Origin of the sequence: Streptomyces sp. NPDC016640 (assembly GCF_043076215.1) — a bacterium.
Lineage (GTDB): Bacteria > Actinomycetota > Actinomycetes > Streptomycetales > Streptomycetaceae > Streptomyces.
This window is the reverse complement of the sequence record NZ_JBIBRG010000014.1, coordinates 91,337-116,886: the sequence shown is the minus strand read 5'-3', so window position 1 is coordinate 116,886 and position 25,550 is coordinate 91,337. Positions and strand designations below refer to the sequence as shown.

At 74.6% G+C, this 25,550-nt stretch carries 15 protein-coding genes; 7 read left to right on the top strand and 8 right to left on the bottom strand.

Going from position 1 to position 25,550, the window contains the following annotated elements; all coding sequences use genetic code 11:
• Positions 1–37 precede the first annotated feature (37 nt).
• Complete coding sequence (locus tag ACF07S_RS25990) at positions 38–460, bottom strand: DUF350 domain-containing protein (protein WP_391965896.1); 423 nt, start codon at positions 458–460, stop codon at positions 38–40.
• A gap of 293 nt (positions 461–753) precedes the next feature.
• Between ACF07S_RS25990 and ACF07S_RS25985 the strand changes: the two genes are divergently transcribed.
• Both ACF07S_RS25985 and ACF07S_RS25980 read left to right on the top strand, forming a co-directional pair.
• The gene (locus ACF07S_RS25985) at positions 754–1,110 is read left to right on the top strand and encodes a hypothetical protein (protein ID WP_391965897.1); all 357 of its coding nucleotides are present in this window, start codon (positions 754–756) and stop codon (positions 1,108–1,110) included.
• Between the two features lie 156 nt (positions 1,111–1,266).
• Positions 1,267–2,499 (top strand): lectin, encoded by a 1,233-nt coding sequence (locus ACF07S_RS25980; RefSeq protein WP_391965898.1) that lies wholly within the window; start codon positions 1,267–1,269, stop codon positions 2,497–2,499.
• A 136-nt stretch (positions 2,500–2,635) separates the two neighbouring features.
• Here the strand turns inward: ACF07S_RS25980 and ACF07S_RS25975 are convergent, their stop codons facing one another.
• Positions 2,636–3,298, bottom strand: coding sequence for a glycoside hydrolase family 11 protein (locus tag ACF07S_RS25975; protein WP_391975284.1), 663 nt, complete (start codon positions 3,296–3,298; stop codon positions 2,636–2,638).
• Between the two features lie 404 nt (positions 3,299–3,702).
• On the opposite strand from ACF07S_RS25975, the gene ACF07S_RS25970 reads away from it, so the two are divergent.
• Positions 3,703–4,257, top strand: coding sequence for a tellurite resistance TerB family protein (locus ACF07S_RS25970; protein ID WP_391965899.1), 555 nt, complete (start codon positions 3,703–3,705; stop codon positions 4,255–4,257).
• Here the strand turns inward: ACF07S_RS25970 and ACF07S_RS25965 are convergent.
• Entirely contained in the window at positions 4,234–16,173 is an 11,940-nt protein-coding gene (locus tag ACF07S_RS25965; protein WP_391975229.1) for an amino acid adenylation domain-containing protein, read from the bottom strand. The genes ACF07S_RS25970 and ACF07S_RS25965 overlap by 24 nt on opposite strands.
• Before the next feature lie 133 nt (positions 16,174–16,306).
• Here ACF07S_RS25965 and ACF07S_RS25960 point away from each other — a divergent pair, with 133 nt between their 5' ends.
• The gene (locus tag ACF07S_RS25960) at positions 16,307–17,758 is read left to right on the top strand and encodes a WGR domain-containing protein (RefSeq protein ID WP_391975228.1); all 1,452 of its coding nucleotides are present in this window, start codon (positions 16,307–16,309) and stop codon (positions 17,756–17,758) included.
• 80 nt (positions 17,759–17,838) lie between these two features.
• Here ACF07S_RS25960 and ACF07S_RS25955 read toward each other — a convergent pair whose 3' ends face one another.
• Entirely contained in the window at positions 17,839–18,576 is a 738-nt protein-coding gene (locus tag ACF07S_RS25955; protein ID WP_391975227.1) for a D-Ala-D-Ala carboxypeptidase family metallohydrolase, read from the bottom strand.
• A gap of 225 nt (positions 18,577–18,801) precedes the next feature.
• On the opposite strand from ACF07S_RS25955, the gene ACF07S_RS25950 reads away from it, so the two are divergent.
• The gene (locus ACF07S_RS25950; protein WP_391975283.1) at positions 18,802–19,524 is read left to right on the top strand and encodes an FAD binding domain-containing protein; all 723 of its coding nucleotides are present in this window, start codon (positions 18,802–18,804) and stop codon (positions 19,522–19,524) included.
• 72 nt (positions 19,525–19,596) lie between these two features.
• Here ACF07S_RS25950 and ACF07S_RS25945 read toward each other — a convergent pair whose 3' ends face one another.
• Entirely contained in the window at positions 19,597–21,075 is a 1,479-nt protein-coding gene (locus ACF07S_RS25945; RefSeq protein ID WP_391965903.1) for a glutamate-cysteine ligase family protein, read from the bottom strand.
• Between the two features lie 152 nt (positions 21,076–21,227).
• Here ACF07S_RS25945 and ACF07S_RS25940 point away from each other — a divergent pair, with 152 nt between their 5' ends.
• The gene (locus tag ACF07S_RS25940; RefSeq protein ID WP_391975226.1) at positions 21,228–21,704 is read left to right on the top strand and encodes a DNA-binding protein; all 477 of its coding nucleotides are present in this window, start codon (positions 21,228–21,230) and stop codon (positions 21,702–21,704) included.
• Positions 21,705–21,865: 161 nt separating this feature from the next.
• Here ACF07S_RS25940 and ACF07S_RS25935 read toward each other — a convergent pair whose 3' ends face one another.
• Entirely contained in the window at positions 21,866–22,525 is a 660-nt protein-coding gene (locus ACF07S_RS25935; protein ID WP_391975225.1) for a lysophospholipid acyltransferase family protein, read from the bottom strand.
• Positions 22,526–22,814: 289 nt separating this feature from the next.
• Between ACF07S_RS25935 and ACF07S_RS25930 the strand changes: the two genes are divergently transcribed.
• Positions 22,815–23,222: an SRPBCC family protein gene (locus ACF07S_RS25930; RefSeq protein ID WP_391965906.1), complete on the top strand. Its 408-nt coding sequence runs from the start codon at positions 22,815–22,817 to the stop codon at positions 23,220–23,222.
• Between the two features lie 10 nt (positions 23,223–23,232).
• Here ACF07S_RS25930 and ACF07S_RS25925 read toward each other — a convergent pair whose 3' ends face one another.
• Both ACF07S_RS25925 and ACF07S_RS25920 read right to left on the bottom strand, forming a co-directional pair.
• Positions 23,233–24,018, bottom strand: a complete 786-nt coding sequence (locus ACF07S_RS25925; RefSeq protein ID WP_391965953.1) for a pentapeptide repeat-containing protein — start codon at positions 24,016–24,018, stop codon at positions 23,233–23,235.
• Positions 24,019–24,352: 334 nt separating this feature from the next.
• Complete coding sequence (locus tag ACF07S_RS25920; RefSeq protein WP_391965907.1) at positions 24,353–25,300, bottom strand: methionyl-tRNA formyltransferase; 948 nt, start codon at positions 25,298–25,300, stop codon at positions 24,353–24,355.
• Positions 25,301–25,550 lie beyond the last annotated feature (250 nt).

Genomic DNA, 25,550 nt, shown 5'->3' with positions numbered 1-25,550 from the left:
CGCCGTCGCAGTCCTGAGGTGGGGCGCCCCGCCCGCGTCAGGCGATGGAGGCCGAAACGACGGCGGAGACCGCGAGGTTGCACGACGCCGTCACCCAGACCGCCGGGTGGGGCTCGGGATCGACCAGCGTGGCGCCCAGACGGCCCGGCGTGATGAGATCCACCACCAGGAACGCCACGGCCATCATCACCAGGCCCAGCACTCCGAAGGCCGCGGTCGACACCAGCCCCTTGCCGAAGTCCTCGTACGTCGTCCAGATCGACGTGAACACGATCCCGCCGATGCCGAGCAGAGAGGAACTGAGCACCACGGAGGCGTTGCGGTTGCGCTCCTCCCAGATCTGCCGGCCGAGCTTCCCCGGCGTCAGCACGTCGACCAGGACGATGCCGAGGACCAGCAGGACCAGCCCGAGTGCGCCGTAGGCGGTGGCCCGGCCGAGTCCGTTGACGATGTCGCTCATGAGGTTGCCGGCTCCGTGGTGAGAGATCGTGAGAGATCGCGGTCAAGGGCCAGCAAAATGTAGCGCACCCGTACGGCCCCTTGACCTGGCGCCCTGTCGTCCGGCACGGCACGGCCCGGCGCGTCGCCGGGGCCGGCCGCCCCACCGCGGACCGGGCGGGCCGGTGCGTGCCGGGGCCGATGAGTCATGCCCGCCCGGATCCGGGGCATCAGAAGCCCATCCGGAGTCAGTGGGGCGCGGGCGGCGACCGCCGCGCACGGCCCGACGGCACGGCACCCGAAGGAGAACCCGCCATGAGCAGGGGCAGCCGCACTCTCGTCACTCTGTACGCCGCCGTCGCCCTCTGGCTCTCCTTCTGCACCGTACGCACCTGGGGCGCGGTCCCCGCCTGGACCAGCCTCGCCATGGCGGTCGCCGCCCTGGCCCCCGTCGCGGGTGTCGTCCGTGAGACGGTCATCGCCGACGAACGGCGTGCCGTCGCCGTCCTGCGGGAGCGGGAGGGCCGCCGGGCGGCGTGGCGCGACGCGACCGCCGCGGCGCTCGCGCGGGCCGAGGTGGAGGCCGCCTGCTGCGAACGCTGGTGGACCTCGTGCGCGACCGAACACGATCCCGGGTGCGCACACCGGACATCCCGGGGCACCGCGGCGTGAACAACCGCCGAGGGCGGGCGGCACTGTGAACCGCTGGTCCGTACCAGGGTCTTGACACCCCCTTATCTCACTCCTTGAATCAAGTGGTTGCACAGTCCCCCCACAACCACGACCGGCGTACCCGTCCCAACGGGCCGCCGTACGGAAGGGAGAGTCGTGACCTCTCCGCGCACACGCCGCACCTGGCTGGTCGCCGCATTGTCCGCCGCACTGATCGCGTCCGGTGCGGTCGGCACCGCGCAGGCGGAACCGGCGGGCGCCGACGCCGCGGCGGCCGTGACGTTCTCGGACACCTTCGACGGACCCGCCGGCGCGGCGGTCGACTCCTCGAAGTGGCAGATCGAGACCGGCGACAACGTCAACAACCACGAGCGGCAGTACTACACGTCCGGCAACAAGAACGCCGCCCTGGACGGCCAGGGCCATCTGGTGATCACGGCCCGCAAGGAGAACCCGGCCAACTACCAGTGCTGGTACGGCACCTGCCAGTACACGTCGGCCCGGCTCAACACCTCCGGCAAGTTCACGGCGCAGTACGGGCACGTCGAGGCCCGGATGAAGATCCCGCGCGGGCAGGGCATGTGGCCCGCGTTCTGGATGCTGGGCACGCCGGTGAACTGGCCGGACTCGGGCGAGATCGACATCATGGAGAACGTCGGCTTCGAGCCCTCCACGGTGCACGGCACGATCCACGGCCCCGGCTACTCCGGCTCCGGCGGCATCGGCGCGGGCTACACGCTGCCGGGCGGCCAGGCCTTCGCCGACGCCTTCCACACCTTCGCCGTCGACTGGGCGCCGGACTCGATCACCTGGTCCGTGGACGGCAACGTCTACCAGCGGCGCACCCCCGCCGACCTGGGCGGCAAGCAGTGGGTGTTCAACAGGCCGTACTTCCTGATCCTGAACCTGGCGGTGGGCGGCTACTGGCCCGGCGACCCGGACGGCTCCACCGTCTTCCCGCAGCAGCTCCTGGTGGACCACGTGTCGGTGACGACGAGTGACTCGCCGGGCGGCGGCGCGATCCGCGGCCTGGCCGGCAAGTGCGTCGACGTCGCCGCGGCCGGCACGGCCAACGGCACGCCCGTACAGCTCTACGACTGCAACGGCACCTCCGCCCAGCGGTGGACCGTGGGCTCGGACGGCACGATCCGCGCGCTGGGCAAGTGCCTGGACGTCGCCTCGGGCGGTACGGCGGACGGCACCCCCGTGCAGCTCTGGGACTGCAACGGCTCCGCCGCCCAGAGATGGGTCGTCACCGCGGCACGCGACATCGTCAACCCGCAGGCGGACAAGTGCCTGGACGTGAGCGGCAACAACTCGGCCAACGGCACCCGTCTGCAGATCTGGACCTGCACGGGCGCCGCGAACCAGAAGTGGACCGTGGGCTGAACCCGTGAGGCTCCCCCCTCCATGACGGAACGGGCCCGCCGCCCCGGGCGGGCCCGGGCGTCACACCGGGGCGCCCGCCGGCCCTCTCGTCCTGGCCGGCGGGCGCCCGCGGCGGGAGGGCGGGCCCGGGACCGGGTCAGCTGCTGACCGAGATGCTGGAGTTGCCGCTGCTCCGGTAGCCCTCGGTCGCGAGGATCATGTAGTAACTGAAACTGCCCAGCCGCATCCCGGCGCGCGACCACGCGTCGAAGTGGTTCCCGGTGGTGATGGTGCCGCCCGTCCGCCTCTGCTGGCGGACGCTCCAGTACTGGTCGAAGGTCCTGGTGCCCTCGACGGAGGGGGCGTTGTACCGGGTGGTCCTGTAGATGTCGTACGTGCCGCCGTCGGTGGTGACGGTGCCCTTGTACTCGCCGGTGGGCCGGTAGGTGCCCCAGTTGTCGACGATGTAGTACTCCACGAGCGGGTTGGACGTCCACCCGTAGAGGGTCAGGTAGCCGTTGCCGGACGGGTTGAAGCTGCCCGAGTACTGCACCGAGCGCCGTCCGCCGTTGCTCCAGCCCTTGCCGCAGACGAAGTTGCCGCAGTTGGTCCAGGAGGTGCGGTAGCTGCCGCCGGAGGACAGCGTCATCGCGACCGATCCGCCGTCGTCGGTCCAGAACGAGTAGGAGAAGCCGTTGTCGGTGCCGGTCCGGTTGGTGGTGATGGTCGTGTCCGCGTGCGCCGTGCCGGGCAGGACCGGCCCGGATGCCGCGCCCAGCGCCAACGCGCCGGCGCCGCCGAGCACACTCCTGCGGCTGATCTGCGGGCTGTTGTTCTCGTGCGTGGACGCTCCCTTGGTGAGCCGGCGGGGCCGCCGGGTCCGTTGGTGCCGCTCAGTGTTGGATGGGCTGACGTCGCCGTCAATGCTTTCGACGCCTGTAACGAAAAGTTCTGCCGTGCTCATGAATGCCAACTGGTGAGTATGAGCAGGTCACTTGGGTCTTCACTGGGATGTACTGTGGCGAAGAGCGGAGGTGTGCCGTCGCAAGATCAGAAAGTGACGCCCTTTTGCTCGAAAGTTTCGATGTGATTCCGATCGAGTTTTGCCTGTCTTTTGCCATGCGGGAACACGGTCGCGGTCACGTCCGTTGACCGGACGGACCGTAGGATCCGGGACTGGCACCAGGACCGGACGGACAGCAACAGAAGCCGAGGTGGCACCAAGTGGCGATGTGGGACCGGCTGAAGGACCAGGCCAAGACTCTCCAGCAGGCCCAGGGCGCGCGGGGGGCTCAGGGCGCGCAGCGGCCGCAGGGGCACGGCTCGTCCTCCGGCGGCTCGAAGGCCCAGATGATGGGGCTGTTCAAGTCCCAGCTGGCGTCGGCCAAGGCCGAACTCAAGAGCGGCGCCTACCGGGACGCCAGCATGGCGATGTGCGCGCTGGTCGCCGCGGCCGACGGACGTGTCGAGCCGGCGGAGCGGCAGCGGGTGGAGGAACTGATCGTCTCCAACGAGGTGTTGCAGAACTTCCCGGCGGACCAGCTCCGCACGCGGTTCAACGAGCACGTGGACCGCCTCACGGCCAACTTCGAGCTGGGCAAGGCGCGGGCGCTGGAGGACATCGCCAAGGCGGCGAAGAAGCCGGCCGAGGCCCGCGCGGTGGTCCAGACCGGCATCGTCGTCGCCGGAGCCGACGGCAGTTTCGAGGCGGCCGAGCAGTACGCCATCCGTGACGCCTGCTCGGCCCTCGGACTCTCACCGACGGAGTTCGGCGTCTGACACCCGTCGCGGGGGAGCGGTGCTCGCCGGCACGTCGACGAGGTGGCCGAGCAGATGCAGCGGAGCCGCCGTGATCCCGGCCCGTTCCATGGCGTCCCAGTGGGCCCGCGCCACCGCCGCGTCCACCAGCCCGTGCACCAGCGGGACCGGGTGGCCGGCGGCGTGCAGCAGGGACTCGGTGCGGCAGGAGGCCATGGTCCCCTCGATCCAGGGCTGGGCGAGACGGCCGGCCGTCGCGGCGGCCGGAAGGCCGGGGGCGACCTCCCGGTCGGTGCGGCCGACCCGCAGCAGACCGCCGCCCAGGACCAGGACGTCACCGCGTTCCCGCATCCGGGCGAGCGCCCGCTCGGTGTCGAAGCAGTGCGGGAAGGAGTCGTCGACCACGACGGCACCGGGCCGGAGCCGGTCGACGTCGAGGACGGCGGTCGCACCACTGACGGCCGTCACCAGCAGATCCGCGCCGTGGACGGCGTCCGGCAGCATTCCCGCGGCCTCGACGACCTCCACCTCACCGGCCAGCCGGCGCTCACGCAGCCGCCGCCCGAGTTCCGTCAGCCGCGGCCTGCTGCCGCGCACATCGCACAGCAGCAGACGCCGCGGCGGGCGGGCCGCCAGGGTGAGCAGCAGCTCGAGCGAGGACGCGCCGATCGAACCGAGCCCGGCGAACGCCACTTCGAGATCCGCCAGATCCCGGCCCGTGGCCCGGAGCGCCTCGTGCACGGTCCCGACCACCGACACCACTGTCGCCGCGTGCCCCGTCGTCACGGCCGTCGGGTGGCGCCGGAACCGCAGCACGTCGAAGCCGTAACCGGTCAGCGACGGGATCATCCCCGCGAGGGACACACAGCGCGCGCCCAGCGAGGCGGCCAGCGACACCGCGCGTGCGGTGTGACCCACCAGAGAGGCGTCCCGGCCGAGTTCGTCGGCGAAGAGCGGGACGCACACGAAACCCGACCGCCCCAGCGGCGTGCGCACCGTCTCCAGCAGACGCGGGCCACCGTCGGGGAACAGCAGGGCACGCACCTCGGCCCGGGACAGCGCCGCCCCGGGCAGGCCCGCCAGACGCGCGAGATGCTCCGGCGCGGGCAGATACCCGACCAGGGCCGCGTCCATCGGCGCCCGCCTCCCGCCCGGTGCGGGCACCGCACCCGCGGCCCCCTCCGCCGCCCGCACCAGACGGCCGCGCACCGAGCGGGCGAAGCCGTCGAGCGCGGCCGGTGAGAAGGCGGCGGCCGCGCCCCGGATCGTGATCCGCAGTCCGTCACCGTCCGGCCGCACCGCCATGAACAGGTCCGTCGCGGACGACGGCGGCAGGAACGAGCTCCCTCCCCCCTCCCACGACACCCGCAGCGCGCCGCCGTCCCCGGGGGCCGGCGCGGCGAAGTCGAGGTAGGTGAAGAAGAACTGCGAGGTCATGGGCAGCCCGTCGGCGTGCCGGGGCACCACGTCCTCGTGGATCCGCGCCTCCTCCGCCTCCGCCGCGACCCGGCGCAGCGCCTCGCCGAAGTCGCCGTCCGTGAGCGGTCTCTCGGCCGCTCCGGCCGGCCGCACCGGTACGGCCGTGGCGAACGGCCCGAAGATCCGGGGCGCGTCGGGCAGCGCCCGGTCCCGGCCGCTCACCGCCAGGCCCACGACCGGATCCGGACGGCCCGTCACCGCCGCCAACTCCTGGTAGTAGGCGGTCAGCAGCGGCGCGTACAGCGTGGTCCGGGCGGCCGAGGCCATTTTCCGCAGCGCGGCCGTGCGGGACGCGTCGAGCGTGAACCGCGCCGAGCGGAACGGCACATCACCGTCCACGGCGCCGGTGCGCAGCACCGGCGGCCGGTAGGGCGCGCCCAGCCGGCCGGCCCGGGCCCGGTGCTCCGCCGGGTCCGGCGCGCCCGTGCGGGCCGTCCGCGCGGACGCGGACAGGGCCAGGACGTGGTCGCGGAAGGCGGTCCGCAGCGGGAGCAGTCCGGGCGGGGCACCGCCGGCCAGCCGGTCGTACACCTCGGTGAGTTCACGCATCAGCAGCGAGGCGCTGTACCCGTCGCCGATGAGATGGTGCGCGTGCACCAGCAGGACGTGCTCGTGCGGGTCCAGGGTGAGCAGTCGCAGGCGCAGCAGCGGCCACGCCCAGGGTTCCGGACGCCGCTCCGCCTCGGCCGCGGCCCGCTCGTCCACCTCGGCCGGGCCGCCGACCGTCTCGAAGGAGACCGGAAGCCGCAGCGACCGGGGCAGCTCCTGCTGAACCGGCGGGCGGGCACCGGCCGGGAAGACGGTGCGCAGCATGCCGTGGCGCTCCACCAGCACGTCCACCGCCCGCTGGAAGACGTCAGGGTCCAGCGGTCCGGACAGCCGCAGTCGCGCCAGCCACGTACCGTCGCCCGGAGCGAGCGCCTCGGCGAGCAGGAAGCCGCGCTGGCCGGGGGTGACCGGGAACGGAACCGGGCTGTCGGCACCGGCCGGAGCGGACGGGCCGGCCGTGACGACGGCGTCCCGTTCCCCGACGGCGTCCCGTTCCCCGGCGGCGGCGTCCACGGCACCGGCCAGCGCGGCGAGGGTGCGATGGCGGTAGACCACGGTCGGCCGCGGCAGCGGCCCCGCGCGGTCCGCGAGCCGCGCGAACACCTCGAGCACCAGCAGGGAGTCCCCGCCCAGCTCGAAGAAGTCGTCCTCCCGGCACACCCCGGTGACCCGCAGCACCTCGGACCAGACGGCCGCCAGCCGTCGCTCGGTCGCCGTGGCCGGGGGAGTCCCCGCCCCGCCGGACGGTCCGCCGGACGATCCGCCGGAGGAGGCCCCGGACAGCGCCGTCAGCGCCGACCGGTCGACCTTGCCGGTACCGGTCAGCGGCAGCGCGTCGACGAACGCGACCCGCGCCGGAACCATGTACGACGGCAGCAGCCCGGCCAGGTGCCGGCGCACCTCACCGGCGGCCGGCCGGCCGTCACCGGAGCGCGCGGTGACGAAGGCGAGCAGACGTCCCTCGTGCGCGACCACCGCGGCGCGCGCGACACCGGGACACGTCTGGAGCGCCGCCTCGACCTCGCCCGGCTCCACCCGGTTCCCACGGATCTTCACCTGGTCGTCGATCCGGCCCAGGAAGTCCAGGACACCGTCCGCGGAGCGGCGCACCCGGTCCCCGCTGCGGTACCAGCGCCGGCCCGCGCGCAGCGTGAACGCCCGCGCGGCCGACTCCGGTTCGCCCAGGTAGCCGGGCGTCAGACCGACGCCCGCGATGAGCAGTTCCCCGGCCTCGCCCGCCCCGCACACGGCGCCGTCGGCGTCGACCACCTCCAGCAGGGCCCCGGCCGCGGGCCGTCCGATCGGCAGCCGCCGTACCTCGTCGCCGGGGCGCGCGTCGACGATGTGGTACGTGGCGTTGACGGTCGCCTCGGTCGGCCCGTACAGATTCGCGATGCGCGTGCCGTCGCCGAACAGGTCGAACCACCGGCGCACATGCTCCACGGGCAGCGCCTCACCACCGACGTGCACCCAGCGCAGCGCGGACAGGTCCACCGGTTCCGTCCCCCGCCGGGTCCGTGCCTCGGCGGCCGACAGCAACCGTTCCCACAGCGTCGGCACGGAGGACCACACGGTCACCCGCGTCCGCTCCACATGCGCCAGCAGCAGCTCCGGGTCCCGCAACAGGTGCCGCGGCACGGTCACCACGGTGCCGCCGGCCAGCAGCGGCGCGAGCAACTGGCGTACCGAGGCGTCGAAGCACGGCGACGCCGTCTGCGCGAGCCGGTCCCCGGTTCCGTAGCCGAAGGTGCCGACCGCCCAGTCGAGGTAGTTCTCCATCGCCCGGTGGGTGATCGGCACCGCCTTCGGACGTCCCGTCGACCCGGAGGTGAAGACGACGTACGCGGTCGCCCCGGCGTCGGGGGCCACGAAGGCGGCCGGGAGAACGTCGTCCGGCGCGTCCGGCGCGTCCGGCGGGCCGTCGGCCCGCACCGTCCGCACGCCGGTCAGCGCCCCGGCGAGGTGCGCGGTGGGGGAGTGGCACACCACCGCCGTGGCGCCCGTACGGGCCAGCTGACCGGCGAGCCGCGCCCCGGGATGCTCCGGGTCCATCGGGACCCAGCCGGCTCCCGCCCGCAGGATGCCCACCACCCCCACCACCGTGTCCGCGCCCGGCTCGGTGAGCAGCCCGACCAGGTCGCCCCGTCCGACGCCGAGGGTGCGCAGCCGCGCCGCGAGCCGGGCCGAGGCGCGGTCGAGCGCCCCGTAGGTGAGGGACGCCTCGCCCGCGTCGACGGCGAGGGCGCCGGAGCGCGCACGGAACCGGTCGAGCAGCCGGGCGACCAGGGGACGCTCCGCGCCGGGACGCCCGGGCGGTGCCGGTTCGACCGGCGCGTCCGGCGTGCGCGGCAGCGCCGCCAGTTCGGCGCGCAGCTCCCGGTCCAGACGGGCCACGGTCGCCCGCTCGAACAGCGGCGCGGGGAAGTTCCACGACATGCGCAGCACCGGACCGTCCGCCCAGCACAGCAGGGTCAGCCGGGTCGTGGCCGACCCGGTGCCGGCCGCGGTCGCCCGCACCTCCACCGGGCAGCCGGTGGCCGTGGCGGCGGGGAAGCGGGCGAAACTGAAGCCGGCCGGGCTCACCGTGCGGGGACCGCCGCCGGCGCCGGGAAGCAGCGCCGCCAGGTCCAGGCTGCTCGGCCCCGCGTGCCGCTCGCCGTCCAGCCACACACGGCGCAGCCGTCGCGCCAGCGCCGTGAGCGGTTCGCCGTCGGACACCTCGCACAGCAGCGGAAGGGTGTCGGCGAGTGGACCGACGAGCCGCTCCACACCGTCGAAGCGGTCGTCGCGTCCGGCCCGGGCCACGTTCACGGCGACGTCACGGCGCCCCGTCCACCGCGCGAGGCGGCGCACGTAGGCGGCGAGCAGCAGGTGGAACAGGGACACGTCGTGCGCGGCGGCCAGCCGTTCCAGCCCGGCACTCAGCTCCGCGTCGAGCGCGCCGTGGTGCTGCACGATCGGACCGGCCGCGGGAGCGGCGGGATCGCCGTCGTAGGGCAGCCGGAGCGGCTCACCGCGCCCGGCGAGCCGTTCCGCCCAGTAGTGCCGCACGGCGTCCGGCACGCCGGCCTGCCGCCTGCTCGCCGCGTACCGCGCGAAGTCGGGTGCCGGCGGCGCCGGCCGGGGAGTCCGCCCATCCCGCCACAACGCCGTGTACGTGGCCCACAGCTCCTCGGCGAGGATGTTCAGGCTGTACCCGTCGGCCGCCGCGTGGTGCACGACGAGCAGCAGGTGGGAGAGTTCCGGCTCCTCGCGCAGCAGCGCGGCGCGCACCGGTGGTCCTGCCGCCAGGTCGAAGGGCCGGTTGCACACCTGCGACTCGATGCCGGGCACGTCCCCGGCGGCGCAGTCCAGCACCTCGAACCAGTCGGACACCGCGACCGGCGGCGCCACGCGCTGCGCCGGCCGGGCGCCCGAGCCGTCCACCCGCAGCCGCAGCACGCCGTGCCGTTCGGCCAGCGACGACAGCGCCCGGCCGAGGAGAGCGGTGTCGAGCGGACCGCGCAGCGTCAGCCGCAGATGGCCGCGGGCCGGCACGTCCGGATGGAGCCTGCTGCTGGTGTACAGCGCGAGCTGGACGGGCGTCAGCGCGAACGGCGTTCCGGCCGGTCGCTCCGGTTCCGTCGGCCCGTCGAGACGGGCCGCGAGTTCGCGTACCGTCCGGTGTTCGAAGAACAGCGTGGTGGGCAGGTCCCGCCCCACCTTCCGCTCCAGGCGCTTGACGAGGTCGACGGCGCCCAGCGAGTCCAGGCCGAGGGCCAGGAACGGCGTGTCGTCGTCGACCGCCGACGCCGGGACCCCCAGGGACTGCGCCAGCAGCTCCCGCAGGACGACGGCCGTACCGGACGTGGCCGAGGGCCGGACCGTCGCCCCGCCGGCCCCCTCCACGGCCGGGGACGGCACGAGCGGGCCGGCCGGCTCCCCGGGGGAGACGGAGACCGGGGACGGCACGAGCGAGCCGGCCGGCTCCCCGGGGGACGCGGCGGCGGCCGCACGCGACACGGCCGCCGGATCGGCGAGGACCAGCTGTGCCGCATCCGCGGCGCACGCCGACCGCAGCGCCGCCAGTGCGGACGCCGTGGCCAGCGGCCGGCCCGCGGCGCCCGCGGGGGAGCCGGTGCCCCCGGCGGCGAGGCCCGTCTCGCCGAACGGGCCGAGGTTCACCGACAGCCACGGGCGGCCCGCACTGCGCTCGGCCCCGGCGAAGGAGTCGAGGAAGGCGTTCGCCGCCGCGTAGGCGCCCAGCGCGCCGGCCAGGCCGGGCAGCACCGACGACACCGAGGAGAACGCCACGCACACCCCGGGCCGCTGCCCGTGGCGCTCCAGCGCCTCCGCCAGCACCACGGTGCCGAGCGTCTTGGCGCCCAGCGCGTCCACCGTCTCCCGCACCTCCGTCCCGCGCAGACTGCCCGGCCGCACCACACCGGCCGCGTGGAACACCGCGTCCAGCGGCGGCAGTCCGGCGACGAGCCGTTCGACGTCCGCCGGCACGGTCAGGTCGGCCGGGACGTAGCGGGCGTCGGCGCCGAGAACGGCGAGCTCCTCCAGCACGCCCGCGGGCGGCCGGGCGGAGCGGCCCGCCAGCACCAGGACGGGCCGTCCACGGCCCGCCAGTTCCCGGGCCAGAGCGGACCCGATGCCTCCGCCGCCGCCCGTGATCAGGTACGACCCGTCGCGGGGCAGCCGGTCCACGCCGGCCGGCCTTCCCCCGCCCCCCGGTACCACGGCCCGCACCGAACGACGCCCCGCCCGCCAGGCGAGCGCGCCGTCCGCCCGCGGCGCCGACACCTCGGCGACCAGGGCCCGCAGCCGCTGCTCCTCGTCGTCGAGCGAGGAGAGATCGACCCAGTTCGCGATCACCCCCGGCGACTCCTCGGGCACCGCCAGGGCCAGCCCGCCGAGGATCGCCTGAGCCGGATCCGCACGCTCCGCACCGTGCCCGGTGACGTGCGCGTCCCGGGTCACGACCAGCAGCCGGCGGGCGCCGGTCCGGTCGAGCAGCGAGAGCGCCTCGCGCAACGCCGTGACCGCCTGCCGCTGCCCCTGTCCGAGACCCGCCACGGTCCCGGTCCGGGCCTGCGCGCCGAGCAGGAGCACGGTCCGCGGGGCGTCGACGTCACCGGCCTCCGTGACCGCGGGCACGCCCCGGGAGGCGAGTCCGCCGGCCAGCCGCCGCACCGCCGCGGCATCCGGACCGCTCACCACCACGGGACCGGCCGGTGCGTCACCGGGCGGCGGCGCCGGCCGCCATACGACGTCGTGCAGCAACCCGCTGGGCGCGGGGTCGGGCCAGTACCTGCGCGGCAGGTACGGACCGGGCGGCAGCGGCACCCGCCCGCGGCCCGCGTCCAGCGCGGTGCGGTCCACCGGCACGCCCCTGACCCACAGCCGTGCCACGGTCTCCAGCAGCTCCCGTGCCCCGCCCGGCGCGCCCCCGCCGTCGCGCGGATCCGCGGGCGCGGGCACCACGAGGACCTCGCCGCCGGCCGCGACCGCCCGTATCGACCCGGCGAGGTTCTCCCCCGAACCGAGCTCCACGAACGTGTCGTACCCCTCCTCGGCCAGACGCGCCACGGCCCGGTCGAACCGCACCGGCCGCAGCGCGTGTTCGCGCAGGTGGTCCGGATCCATCCGCGGCTGCCACGCCGCGGTGAGCGTGCTCATCACCGGCACGGCGGGCGGCGCCGGCGCCAGCCCCCGCGCCGCGTCCGCCAGGGCCCGCCCCACCGGCTCCATCAGCGGCGAGTGGAAGGCACGCGACACCCGCAGCGGGCGCACGGTCACGCCCCGCGCGGCCAGTCGCGCGGACGCGTCGCGCACCGCGCCGGGGCTGCCGGAGATCACCAGCCGGCCCGGCCCGTTGTACGCCGCGACCGCGAGCGCACCGCCGGAGGCGTCGACCAGGGCGGCCACCTCGTGCTCCTCGGCACCGTGCACGGCGGCCATGGCGCCCGGGGCGGTCGACTCGCCCATGAGCCGGCCGCGTTCCGCCGCGAACGTCACCGCCTCGCGCAGCGACAGCACGCCCCCGACGCACGCGGCGGCCAGTTCGCCGACGCTGTGCCCGACGACCGCGTCCGGCCGTACGCCCCAGGCGGTCAGCTGCCGTGCCAGGGCGACACCGTGCGCGACCAGCAGCGGCTGCGCGACCTCCGTCGCGGCCACCTCCTCCGCGGTCGCGTCGGCGTCGGCGCACCAGTGTGCCAACCCCCGCCCGCGCACCGCGCCGACCAGCGCCGACGCCTCGTCGAGCGTGTCGCGGTACACCGGTGCCGTCGCGTACAGCGCCCGGCCGGGACCGGGCCGCAGGCCACCCTGACCGGGCAGGACGAAGACGGTACGGGGGCGATGCGTCACCGTCCCGGTGATCACGTCCCGCCGGTCCGGTCCCGCGGCGTCACACGCCGCCGCGAGCCGTTCCCGCAGGTCGCCGTCGGCCACGAGCGCGAGGCGGTGGGGCCGCTCGTCACGGGCCGTCGCGGCGGCCCCGCAGACGTCGGCCTCGTCGAGCCGCGGATGGTCGCCCAGATGCCGCTCGAGCCGAGCCGCCCACGCCCGCAGCCCTCGCGCGCTGCCCGCCGAAAGGGTCAGCAGACTGGGGCCCTCGTCCTTCCGGCGGGGGGCGCGCGGAGGGGCGGGCGGGGCCTCCTCCAGGACGGCGTGCGCGTTGGTGCCGCCGAAGCCGAAGGCGTTGACGCCAGCCCTGCGCGGCCCGTCGGACTCCCAGGCCGTCACCTCGGTGACCAGGGCGAACCCGGCCCGCTCCACCTCGGGGGAGGGAGCGGCGTGATGCAGCGAGGCGGGCAGCCGGCCGTGGCCCAGGGCCAGGACGACCTTCGCCAGCGACGGCAGCGCGGCGGCGTTCAGCAGGTGCCCGACGTTGGTCTTCACCGAGCCGAGCAGCCGCGGCCGGCCGTCCGGGCGGGGCGGGAAGGCGTGCGCGAGGGAGCGCAGTTCGACCGGGTCGCCGACGGCGGTCCCCGTGCCGTGCGCCTCGACGTACGTCACCGACGCCGGGTCGACGCCGCAGTCCCGGTAGGCCAGACCGATCACCTCGCGCTGGCGCAGCGGATTGGGCGCCATCAGGCTCAGCGACGTGCCGTCGTTGTTGACCGCGGTGCCCCGGACGACGGCCAGCACCTGGTCCTCGTCGCGGTGGGCCTCGGCCAGACGCCGCACCACCAGGGCCGCCCCGCCCTCACCGGGGACGAACCCGTCCGCCGGGGAGCCGAAGGCACGGCCGCGCCCGGTCGGCGACAGGGCCCGGGCGGCCTCCAGGGCCTCGTACGCGTCCGGCGTGAGATGCAGGCCGACCCCTCCCACGACGGCGAGGTCGCACTCGCCGTCCGCGAGGCTGCGGCGGGCCAGGTGCAGCGCCACCAGGCCCGAGGAACAGGCCGTGTCCACGGTGAGCGCCGGTCCGTCCAGATCGAGGCAGTGCGCCACCCGGGCGGCGGCGAGGCCCGGCAGGTTGCCGGTCAGGGCGGCCCCGGCCGGGGGCGTGCCGTCGGGGCCGGCCCCGGCGAGGATCTGCCGGTAGCCGCTGTCGCCGGCGGCGGCGAAGACGCCGACCCGCAGGCCCCGGCGGCGCGGCCCGGCGTATCCGGCGCGTTCCAGCGCCTCGTGGGCGAGTTCGAGGAAGATACGCGCCTGCGGGTCGAGCGCGCGTGCCTCCTCGGCCCCGATCCCGAAGTGGTCGGCGTCGAAGGCGGCGGGATCGTCCAGGAAGGCGCCCCAGCGTCTCCGCTCCGCCGCCGCGCCCCAGCGGCCCGCGGGCACCGCCGTCACGGCGTCGTGACCGGCCTCGAGCAGGTCCCAGAACTCCTCCGGCGTGCCGGCTCCGGGGAACCGGCACGCCAGCCCCACCACGGCGGTGGCCGGTCCCCCGGGCGGCGTTCCGCCGTCCGTCGCCCGGGGTGCGGAGCCCTGCCGCGCCGCCGTGTCCGCGACCGCTTCCAGGACGTGGTCGGTGAGGGCGGCGACCGTGCCGTCGCGCATCACGGCCGGCCGGAGGGTGACGTCCAGGGCGCGTTCCAGTCCGGCGAGCACCTCCATGGCCTTGAGCGAGCCGCCGCCCAGGTCGGCGAACCGGTCCCGGTCGCCGAACGACGGTTCCGGCACCTCCAGCACCCTCGCCCAGACCTCCCGCACCGCGCGCCGCACCTGGGCGCGGGAGCGGGGCACCGGCGCCGGGCCACCGGCCGGCCGGCCCGGTTCCCCGGACCGCCGCCGCTGCCCCGCCGGCTCCCGGTCCGGGACGCCCGCCCCGGTACCGGAGGAGGCCGCCGGCCGGTACCTCCCCGCCTCGAACCGCGCACGCATCCGCCGCCGCTGCACCTTGCCGCTGGTCGTGCGCGGGAACGCGGACGGCGGCAGCGCGAGCACCCGTACGTCGTCGTGTCCCAGGGCCGCGCGGACCCGCCCCGCGACCCGGTCCAGCACACCGGTGGCGGTGCGCGGCGGCCGGGCCCAGGCGACGAACACCACCACCCGCTCCCCGCCGGTCACCGGGTCGGTCGACCCGATCACCACCGTCGTCCCGGCCGGGACTCCGGGCGTGCCGGCCGCCACCTCCTCCAGGTCCGGGGCGTGGAACGTAGCGCCGTTGACGAAGAGCACGTCCTTGTGACGGCCGCTGACACACAGCCGGCCGTCGCGGAGGAATCCCAGGTCACCGGTGCGCAGCCAGCCGTCGGCGAAGGCGGCCGCCGTCGCCTCGGGCAGCCCGTGGTAGCCGCGGGCGACCTGCGGACCGCGCACCTCGACATGGCCCACCCGCCGGTCCCCCAGGAGGCGGCCGCCGTCGTCGGTGATGCGCACCGCACAGCCCGGCACCGGCAGCCCGACGTCCATCAACTCCACGGCGTCGCCGCCCGGTTCCCGTTCCACCGCCCGCCCGCGGCCGAGCGCGGCCCGGTCCAGCGCCACCGGCACGGCCACCTCGCCGGGCGGCGGGAACGTCACGGCCAGCGTGGCCTCGGCCAGCCCGTACACCGGTGTCGCCGCCCGCGGGTCCAGTCCGGCCGGGCGGGTCCTCGCGGTGAAGTCCCGCCACACCGCCGCCGAGATCGGCTCGGCCCCGACCAGGACCAGCCGTACCGTGCTCAGATCGAGCGCGGCGAACACGTCCTCGGGGACCCGGCGGAGCGTCAGCGCCAGGGCGAAATTGGCGGCGGACAGAACGGTGGCCCGGTGCGCGGCGGCCACCTCGAACCACAGCCGGGGGTTCTTCGCGAACGACAGGGGAGCGATCCGCACCTGCCCGGCCCGCGCGGCGAGCGGCGCCAGATGGGTGCCGATGAGACCCATGTCGTGGAAGTACGGCATCCAGCCGACCACCACGTCGCGGTCCGTGAGCGCCGCGGCCCCGGTCAGCTGCCGGAGGTTGGCCAGAACGGCCGCGTGCGTGAGCTCCACGCCCTTGGGCGCCCCGGTGCTGCCGGAGGAGAACTGCAGGAAGGCCACGTCGTCCGGGGCGGGGGCGGCGGGCGGCTCGACGGCGGCGCACGTCCGCAGCGCGTCCAGCCGCAGGACGCGGGCACCGCCGGGGAGGCCGTCGGCCACCTCCGCGCAGGCCGCGTCCACCGCCAGCGGGGGACGGCCGAGGTGCTCCCACACGGGACGGACCCGCCGCGCGTCGGGCGCCAGCGGCACCGGCACCAGGCCGGCCGCGAGGGCGCCCCAGAACATCGGCTGGAAGTCCTCACCACGCTCCGCGAGCACCGGTACGCAGGTGCCCGGGGCCACCCCCGCCTCGCGGAGACCACCGGCGACGCGCAGCGACTCCGCCAGCAACTGCCGGAAGGTGACGGACAGTTCGCCGCCGTCCCCCCGGACATGGACGATCACCTGGTCGGGGGCACGGCGGGCGGCGTCCAGCAGGACGTCCAGCAGCGTTGCGGCGTTCATGGATCCGTTCGTTCGTGCGAGGGCCCGGTGGGGAGCGGTGCCGGGGCGACCGCCCCATTGTCAGTGGCTCCGCCTACGGTTCGACCAGTAGGACCCGGCGGAGCGGCCGCGGGTTCCATCGGAGGGGTGTGCCATGTCTGCCGGGTCCACGGTGTCGACGACGTATCTGGAGCTCTCGCAGGAGGGCGGCGGCGCGCACAAGTTCTACGAGGTGACGGTGGACGGCCAGGTCGTGACGGTCCGCTACGGCCGGATCGGCGCGGCGGGCCAGGTCCAGACGAGCACGTTCCCCACACCGGCCAGGGCGCAGGCCGCCGCCGCGAAGAAGCTGGGCGAGAAGGTGCGCAAGGGCTACGCCCCGGCGGTGCCCGGCCTGCGGGCGCCGCGGTCGGTGACGCGGCGTCAGGTGACCTCGGCCCCCTCCACCGCACGGGCGGTCGCTCCGGTGCTGTGGCGCTTCGGCACCGGTTCCTCGGCGTTCGGCATCCATGTGGACGACGACCGCTGCTGGGTCGGCAACCAGGCCGGCGACGTCTACACGCTGGACCACGAGGGCACCGTCCTGGCCCGCTTCGGCCTGCCGGACGGTGTGAAGTGCCTGGTCGCCGACGACTTCTGGATCTACGCCGGATGCGACGACGGCAAGGTGTACGACCTGTCCTCGAAGCTGCCGTTCGCCGCCTACGACATCGCCGCCGACGTCGACATCTTCTGGCTGGACATCCACGAGGGCGTGCTCGACGTCTCGGACCGCGAGGGCCGCCTCACCGTCATCGACCACGAGGACGAGCACCAGTGGACCCGCCGCAGCCAGGGCGAGCACGCCTGGATGGTCCGGGCCGACGACCGCGCCGTCTACCACGGCCACGACCGGGGTGTGACGGCCTACGCACCCGACGGCGGGGGCGAGTTGTGGCACACGCCCACGCGCGGCGGTGTGCTGTTCGGCTGGCAGGAGGACGACACCGTCTACGCGGGGACGTCGCACCGCGTGGTGCAGCGGCTGTCGAAGGCGACCGGCACCGTCGAGGCCACCTACGCCTGCGACAGCGCCGTGTACTCGTGTGCCACCTCCCCGGGTGGACGGTTCGTCTTCGCCGGGGACTCCGCGTCGTCGGTGTACTGCTTCGACCGGAACGGCACGCGGCTGTGGAAGCTCGGCACGGGCGGCGGCTCGGCCCTGTCGATGCAGTACCGCGACGAGCGGCTCTACCTGGTGACCACGGACGGTTCGCTGGTGTGCGTGGACGCGAGCGAGGCGGCCGTCACCGCGGCGCAGCAGGGCACGGTGCCGGTCGTGCGGGACGTCAAGCTCGCCGCGGCCCTGCCCACCTACGCGCCGGCGACGGCCGCGGCGGCGGTGACCACCGTCGAGCGGGCTCCCTCCGGCGCCATCGTCGTCGAGTGCGTGCAGAGCGAGGGCCGCCTGCGCGTCCACGTCGTCTCCGAGGGCTACGACGAGTCCTGGAAGGTGCAGTTCCCGCGGGCGATACGGGAGCCCGGGGCGCGCTACGTCGTGGACGCGCTGCACCCGGCGGCCGGCGGCTTCTACCGGGTGCGCGGTGAGATCCGGCGGCTGCTGTGACCGTCACGCACACCGTCCGGCGCACGCCGCGGGGTTCCCCGCAACAGGACCGGGGAACCCCGTTCACGGCCGGCGCGGGGTCAGATGCCGCAGGTCGGCGCGGACCAGTACTGGCTGCTGCGGTGGTCGACGTGGGTGTGGTCGTCGTGCCCCGGGTAGCCGGGGCCGAGGATGCCGCGGAAACCATGGTGGCGGGCCTGCTTGGCCAGGGTGCACAGGGAGTGCGGCCCGGCGCCGAGGTCGGCCCCGTCCCCGTACAGATGACGGCTGCTGCTCGCGCCGCCCACGGCGTCGTTGCAGGCGTAGGAGCGGAAGCCGCTGGTGACGGTGAGCGGCCGGTCGCCGAGCGCGTGCCGCATGGCCTCCAGCTTCCACATCGTGCGCAGGGCGTTGGCCTTGGCTGTCGCGGCGCTGACCGCGCCGCCCGACCAGGTGGAGTTGCAGCGGTTCAACTCGCCGTAGGAGAAGTGGACCGGCGTGCAGTCGTCGTCCTGGAGGGCGTAGAGCTTGTTGTAGGTGTTGGCGCCCGCCACGCCGTCCGCGGTCAGGCCGTAGGCCGACTGGAAGCGCTTCAGCGCGGCCACCGTGGCCGGCCCGAACGCGCCGTCGGCGGCGAGCACCGAACCGTAGCCGGGGTAGCCGCCGAGCCGGATCTGGAGCTGGGTGACATCGGCGCCCGAGGCCCCTTGCGACAGGGTGCGGTTCCAGGTGTAACAGCCGTCGGCGTGCGCGGTGCCCGCGGTGACGACGGTTCCCGCGACCACGGCAGCCATGAGCATGACAATCGAGAGGAGGAGGCGTACAGCGCGTCTGAGCATGTGGGTTCCGTTTCGTGACGAGTCGTTCGGCTGAGGGACGAGCCATGTGACGCGCGTCAACCATGGGGCACACGACCGGCCGGGCGCAAGGTCCCGGCCACGCGCGCATGAGGCGAACCCGTGAGCCCTGTACGCGCCCCCGGACCCGTACGGACAATGCAGTGCCCGTGATCACTTCGAAGTCCCGTGCACCGACGCCCCGTCGAGGAAAGCAGGTCGACCGTCGTGCTGTTGCGTCTGCCCACCACTTTGTCCGAAGCACAGCGGTACCTGGCCGAGGGAGCGGTGCCCGTCGGCGGAGCCACCCTGGTGTGGGCCCTGTGGCAGCGGGACGGATTCCCCGAGCAGGCCATGTCCCTGCGCGCGCTGCCCCAGGCCAACCTGATAGAGCGTGAGGCGCTGGGCGCGGCCGTCCTGCTGCACCAGGTGGACGACCGGGTGCCGGAGGTGCTGCGCCGGGCCGCCTCCACCGTGGGCACGGGCGCCGTACGCCGGACGGCCACCGTCGGCGGCAACATCGTGGGCAGCACGCTGCGTTGCCTGCTGCCCGCGGCGCTGGTGCTGGACGCGCGGGCGACCGTGCTGGACGGGGACGGCGCGTACGAGACCGACCTGGCCGAGGTGGTGGCCAAGCGCCATCTGCTGCTCGGCCTGCGCTGGCGCGACCCGGTGGTCAGCGGCTACCACAAGGCGGACGGCGAGGCGGGCGGGGAGCCGCCCCTGGTCGTCACCACCGCCGTGCACGCCGGGGGCGACGGCCGGCACCGTCTCCTCGTCGCCGTGCGCGACGGCTACGAGGTGATCAGCGAGACCACCCCCTGCCACCCCGACCCCGAACGGGTGCTGCAGGGCCTGGACCGGACGGCGCTGGGATCCCTGCCGGCCCAGGCGCGGGACGCGGTGCGCCGGGAGGTGAACGGGATCCTGGACGCCCTCGCCGGCCACTGACGCCGACGCGCGCCGCCCGGGCCGGGCCGGGGGCCGGCCGGGGCCTTCCGGGCGGCGGCCGGTGCGTCACGGTCAGTCGACGGGCCAGGTGTGCACCGGGGCGTTGAGGTGCATGAAGTCGATGTACTGCTGCGTCATGCGCCGCAGCGCCTCGTGGCGGCCGCAGTGCGCGGAGGCGTCGATGTGGTGGAACATCTCCTTCTGCCACACGGCTCCGTTGCGGCCGGTGACGCAGCGCTGCTCGATGATGCCGAGCAGCGGCTCGCGCCAGGCCTCGTCCATGCCGGAGCGCTCCAGACCCCGGTGGGCCAGCGGCAGCAGCCGCCGCAGGACGAGTTCGGCCGCCGGCACCTCGCCCATCCCGGGCCAGTAGAGCCGGGCGTCGATGCCGTAGCGCGCCGCCGTCCGCAGGTTGTCCTCGGCGGCCGAGAAGGACATCCGGGACCACACCGGCCGGTCCTCCTCCACCAGGGCGCGGGTGAGCCCGTAGTAGAACGCGCCGTTCGCGAGCGTGTCGGCGACGGTCGGGCCGGCGGGCAGCACCCGGTTCTCCACCCGCACATGCGGTTTGTCGTGGGCGACGGCGTAGACCGGGCGGTTCCAGCGGTAGATCGTGCCGTTGTGCAGGGTGAGTTCGGCGAGTTCGGGGATGTCGCCGCGGGTCAGCGTCTCCACGGGGTCCTGTTCGTCGCACAGGGGGAGCAGGGCCGGGAAGTAGCGCAGGTTCTCCTCGAAGAGGTCGAAGACGCTGGTGATCCAGCGCTCGCCGAACCACACCCGGGGCCGTACCCCCTGCACCTTGATCTCCTGCGGGCGGGTGTCGGTGGCCTGCTCGAACAACGGGACGCGGGTCTCGTGCCACAGCTCCTTGCCGAACAGGAAGGGCGAGTTGGCCGCGAGCGCCACCTGCACCCCGGCGATCGCCTGGGCGGCGTTCCAGTAGTCGGCGAACTGCTCCGGGGACACCTGGAGGTGGAACTGGGTACTGGTGCACGCGGCCTCCGGGGTGATGGTGTCCGCGTAGGTCCGCAGCCGGTCGATGCCGGTCACCTCGATGTGCAGGTCCTCCCCGCGCGCGGCGAAGATCTGGTCGTTGAGCAGCCGGTAGCGCGGGTTCTCCGACAGGGCTCCCTCGCCGACGTCCTCCTGCCGCAGGGTGGGGAGGACGCCCGTCATGATCAGACGGGTGCCGATCGACCGGGCGCGCCGCTCCGCGTGGTTCAGCGCGGCGCGGATCTCGGACTCCCAGGCGTCGGGACCGCCCGCGGTGAGACGGCGAGGCGGGATGTTGATCTCGAGGTTGAAGCGGCCCAGCTCCGTGGACCAGGCGGGGTCCGCGATCGCCTCCAGGACGTCGGAGTTGCGCATCGCGGGTTCGGCCCGGTCGTCGACCAGGTTCAGCTCGATCTCCAGTCCCACCTGGGGCCGTTCGGCGTCGAAGCGCGACTCGCGCAGCATCTGCGCGAACGCCTCGAGGCACTCCTGCATCTTGATCCGGTAGCGGCGGCGGTCCTCGCGGGTGAAGGTGAGCGCCGGGACGTCCCGTCCCATCGGTCTCCTTCCGGCAGTTCTCGTCCTCGGAACCTGACCACCCCAGCGTCGCATCAGCGGCCGACTCCGACCACGTGAGACGGCTGCGGTCCGTGACCACCGTGTGGGTGTTTTTCGTTGACAACAAAGTGTTCATCGGTGAGGCTCGTCCCATGTCCTCGATCTCCGAACAGCCCACGGACCCCTTCACACCACCGAGTTCCGACGCGGCCCGAGCGCAGCGGGTGCACGCCTCCCTGTTCCGCATCGCCGAGCGGCACGCCGCCACGGACGGGCAGCGCCGCCGGCAGACCCACCCCGGCGTCATCAGCCCGCACGAGGCGGTCCGGCTGGTGGCGTTCCTGCTCAGTGGCGCCGCCCTGCTCGAGGACGGTGAACCCGAGGTGGACCGCGCGGACATCACCGCCGCGCTGAGCCTCGTCCCCCGCGCCCGCGGCGAGATGGACGAACTGGAGGCCGGTCTCCTGCGGATGGCGCGCGGACGCGGCATGACCTGGCCGGAGATCGCCTTCGGCCTCGGCCTGCGCAGCCCGCAGGCCGCCAGACAACGCTACGAGCGCCTGGCCGGCCGCACCGACGCCGAGTTGGACGCGGACCCGGACGCGGACCCGGACGCGGGCGAGCGGTAGTCGCGCGGAGCACCCGGCACGGTCACCCTGCCGCCGGCGACACGGCGACACGGCGACACGGCGCCGGTCCGGCGCAGGGTGGGCCGCGCCGGGGCAGGCCGGCGCCGGGCACCCAGCCGGCGCCAGGTGCCGTGCCCCGGAGGATGTCCCCGGCGCCCCGGTCACCCCTCGTGGGCCGGCTCGCCCACGGCCCGGGCCGCCTGCCGCCAGGCGGCGGTGACCGCCCGGTGGGCCGTCGCCGTGCCGGCCGACGTCCCCGGCGGCAGGTAGAGGGATCGGCCGATGTGGACGTGGAAACGCGGGCGGCGCAGCGGGGCGGTGAGTACGCCGGCCAGTTGTCTCGCGACCGGTCCGGAGGCCAGCCGCCGGGCTCCGGCCTGGCCCACGGGAACGACCGCGGCGCCCGTGGCGGCCGTCAGCCGTGCGAGACCGGTGCGGAAGGGCCGCGGCGCGGCACAGGTCGCGCCCTGGCGCACGGGCAGCCCTCCTTCGGCGTAGATGAGCACATGCCGTCCCGACCGCAGCGCCTCGGCCGCGGCCCCGAGCGCGTCCGCGGCGCGGGCGGATCCGCGGTGGACGGGGACGTGCCCGCCCTTCGCCAGGGCGCGCCCCAGCACGGGCACGCGCCACAGCCCCGCCGTCGCCAGCACGACCGGTGTCACCCCCGCCCCGCGCAGGGCGGCCAGCACGAGGGCGGGATCGGCCACCGAATCGTGGTTGGCGACGAAGACACTGCCGGGGGTGAACGGACCCTCGGCCTCGTGAGTGACGGTGAGCCGTCCGAACAACGGCAGCAGAACGGCGGCGGCACGGCTGAGCAAGGGATGTCCTCTCCGGCAGACGGGAACCTCGCTCGTCAGCTTGGTGCGCGGCCGGCGTCCCGCGCCTGAGTACGCGTACTCGGATCGACGCCCCCGCCTGCTCGTCCGCCTGCCCGGGGGCGCATCACCTCGCCGGGCCCCGGGTACCCGGCCCGTCCTCGCGCGGATCCGCCGCGCCGTTCCCTCACGGGAGGCCGCCATGGCCTACCTCGGCCCGATCGAACTGCAGAAGGCCCTCAAGGGCGCCCACTGCCCCGCCGCCCGGTGAGAACCGAAGGACGGTACCGCGATGACCGAGTACGAACGTTCACGCACGATGTCCGTAGAGCCCGAGCAGGTCTTCGACCAGGTGGCGGACGTCGGCCGGATGGGTGACTGGCTGCCCGAGGCCCTGCATGTGCACGCCGAAGAGCTGCCCGCCGTCACCGTGCACGAGGACCGTTCCGACGAGGACACCTCCGCGCTGCTGCGCGCCCGGCGGGAGCAGATGCGGCTCGAATGGGGCACGCGTGACCAGGGCGCCTACACGGGCTGGCTGCAGGTCGCCGGGATCGGCAGCGGAGCCAGCGAGGTCACGGTGCACCTCTCCTTCTTCGACGGCAGTCACGACCCGGGGGAGAAGGCCGTCGGCGACGCCCTGGACACGAGCCTGCGGCGCCTGGAGGAACAGGTACGGCCGCGCGACGACGCCGGCTGACCGCGCGGCGCTACCAGTGGGCGGGGCGGTCCAGCGAGGGGGACAGCCGGGTGGCCGTGTCACCCCTGGCCGCGTTCAGCTGCGCCTGGGTGAGGAACAGGGCGCCGGTGAGGTCGGCTCCGCTCAGGTCGGCGTCGCGCAGATCGGCCCCGATCAGGTCGGCGTCGCGCAGGTCGGCCCCGCTGAGGTCGGCGGCGACGAGCAGGGCCCCGCGCAGGCTCGCCCCCCTGAGGCCGGCACCGGCCAGCCGGGCGCCGACCAGGTCGGCGCCGCGGTGGTTCCTCTTCCGGCCCGGGACCTCGGCCCGGGCGAGGTCGCCGGCCCGCAGCAGCAGTGCGTTGACCTCGCCGCGCAGCGCGTTCATGTCGAGCCCGGTGATCGACTCGGCGCTGCCGCGGGTCAGTTCGTCGAGGCGGGCCAGCGCCCGCCGCAGCTCCTTGTGGACGGGCCGGGCCGGGGCCAGGCCGAGGGCCTCGGTGACGTACCAGAGCAGCTCGTGCAGCTGCCGCATGACGGGGAAGACCTCGAACATGGAGCGCGCCGTCTCCGGCGCCCGGCGCCAGTCGGTGCCGCCGAAGGTGAGCTGTGACACCTTCTGCCCGGCACCGAAGCAGTCGAAGACGGTGCAGCCGGGGTAGCCCCGGTCGCGCAGCCGCGCGTGGATGTCGCAGCGGAAGTCCGCCCGGAGGTTCGCGCACGGACGGCCGGCGGGTTTGTCGGCCGCGAAGTCGGCGGATCGGGCGAAGGGCAGGGACACGCAGCACAGGCCGAAGCAGTCGGAGCAGTCGGCCCGCAGGTCCCGGCGTGCCCCGCGGCCGTGCGCCCGGTGCTCCTGCGCGTCGCCGTCCCCGGCCCCGCGTTCCGTCCGGCGTCCGCCGCCCGCCCGGCCCGTACCGTCCCGCCGGTCCTCGCGCTCCTGGCCGTGCGCGGCGCGCTTCCCGCCCTGCCCGCCCGCGGACGGGGACCGCTCGCGCCGTCCGGCGGGGGAGGGCCGTCCGCGGTCCCCGGAGGACGAGGGGACTCCGTGCTGTGGCGACACCCGGCTGCGCTCCTGTCGGCCGATGAGCACCGCCCGCCGCGGCGCTGTGGGATCGGCGTTCATTCTCGCAGGCGCCCCGGTCGGAGGAGCGTCAGGGGCGCCCGGTGAGATAGCCGCCCATCGAGGTGAAGTACTCGGTCGCGCCCAGCTCCCGGCCGTCCTCGGTCCGTACGCGGGTGACGGCCAGGCCGTGGTTGCGGCCGGTGCGGGCGTCGGCACCGGCGACGATCACCACGCCGTCGCCCTCGCGGTAGAAGACGCGGCCGGGTGTGCCGCCGTAGCGGCCCCGGGACACCACGGCGGAAAGGATCTCCAGGCGCCGGCCCCTGTGGAAGGTGAAGGCGCTCGGGTACGGGGCGGACTGTGCCCGCACGAGGCGTTCCAGGTCCTCGGCGGGCCACGTCCAGTCGATGCGGATGTCCTCGTCGGACCGCTTGTGGAAGAAGCTGGCCAGGGAGCGGTCCTGCTTGGTGAACTCGGTCCGCCCGGAGGCGATCAGGCCGAGGGCGCCCGTGGTGACGGGGGCGATCAGGTCGACGGTCTTGTGGAACAGGTCGGTCGCGGTGTCCGCCGGACCCACCGGAACCGCCTGCTGGAGGACGATGTCCCCGGCGTCGAGTTCCTCGTCCATCAGGTGCGCGGTGACGCCGACTTCGGACTCGCCGTTGATGAGGGCCCAGATGAGGGGGGAGAAGCCGGCGTACTTCGGCAGCAGCGAGTCGTGGACGTTCAGCGTGCCGTGGCGGGGCAGGCCGTAGATGCGCGGCGGGATCCAGGTACGCCAGTTGTTGGCGACGATGATGTCCGGGTCGGCGTCCTTGAGCCGGGCGAACAGCTCCTCGTCGTCGGGGCGGTTGCGGATCAGGACGGGGATTTCGTTCTCCTCGGCGAGGTCGGCGACCGAGTCGCTCCAGATCTTCTCGTAGGCGTGCTCGCTCCTGGGATGTGTCACCACCAGCACCACGTCGTGCTCGGAATCCAGCAGGGCGCGCAGGGTGCGATGGCCCCAGGTCTGATAGCCGAACATGACGACCCGCATCCGGTTCCTCCTCAGGCAGGGAATGGCCGCCGCCAGTAAAGCAAGGCTCACCTAACCTGGCAACGGGGCATATCTGAAACGGGTTTGACGGTCCGTCAGATAATCGAGCTTGCGTACTGTACCGTTTTGTCCTGTCGACAGGTGTGCAGCCTAAGCTTAGGCTTCCCTAAGTTCCGCGGGTCCGCTGTTCCGTCGGCGCGCCCTTCCTCCCGTAATTCCGACGCCGGACCTCCGGCCGCCCGTACGAATG

Coding starts and splice junctions, on each gene's coding strand:
- ACF07S_RS25960 (WP_391975228.1), top strand. CDS start 16,307: ATGTCTGCCGGGTCCACGGTGTCGACGACGTATCTGGAGCTCTCGCAG.
- ACF07S_RS25990 (WP_391965896.1), bottom strand. CDS start 460: ATGAGCGACATCGTCAACGGACTCGGCCGGGCCACCGCCTACGGCGCA.
- ACF07S_RS25965 (WP_391975229.1), bottom strand. CDS start 16,173: ATGAACGCCGCAACGCTGCTGGACGTCCTGCTGGACGCCGCCCGCCGT.
- ACF07S_RS25930 (WP_391965906.1), top strand. CDS start 22,815: ATGACCGAGTACGAACGTTCACGCACGATGTCCGTAGAGCCCGAGCAG.
- ACF07S_RS25940 (WP_391975226.1), top strand. CDS start 21,228: ATGTCCTCGATCTCCGAACAGCCCACGGACCCCTTCACACCACCGAGT.
- ACF07S_RS25945 (WP_391965903.1), bottom strand. CDS start 21,075: ATGGGACGGGACGTCCCGGCGCTCACCTTCACCCGCGAGGACCGCCGC.
- ACF07S_RS25985 (WP_391965897.1), top strand. CDS start 754: ATGAGCAGGGGCAGCCGCACTCTCGTCACTCTGTACGCCGCCGTCGCC.
- ACF07S_RS25955 (WP_391975227.1), bottom strand. CDS start 18,576: ATGCTCAGACGCGCTGTACGCCTCCTCCTCTCGATTGTCATGCTCATG.
- ACF07S_RS25920 (WP_391965907.1), bottom strand. CDS start 25,300: ATGCGGGTCGTCATGTTCGGCTATCAGACCTGGGGCCATCGCACCCTG.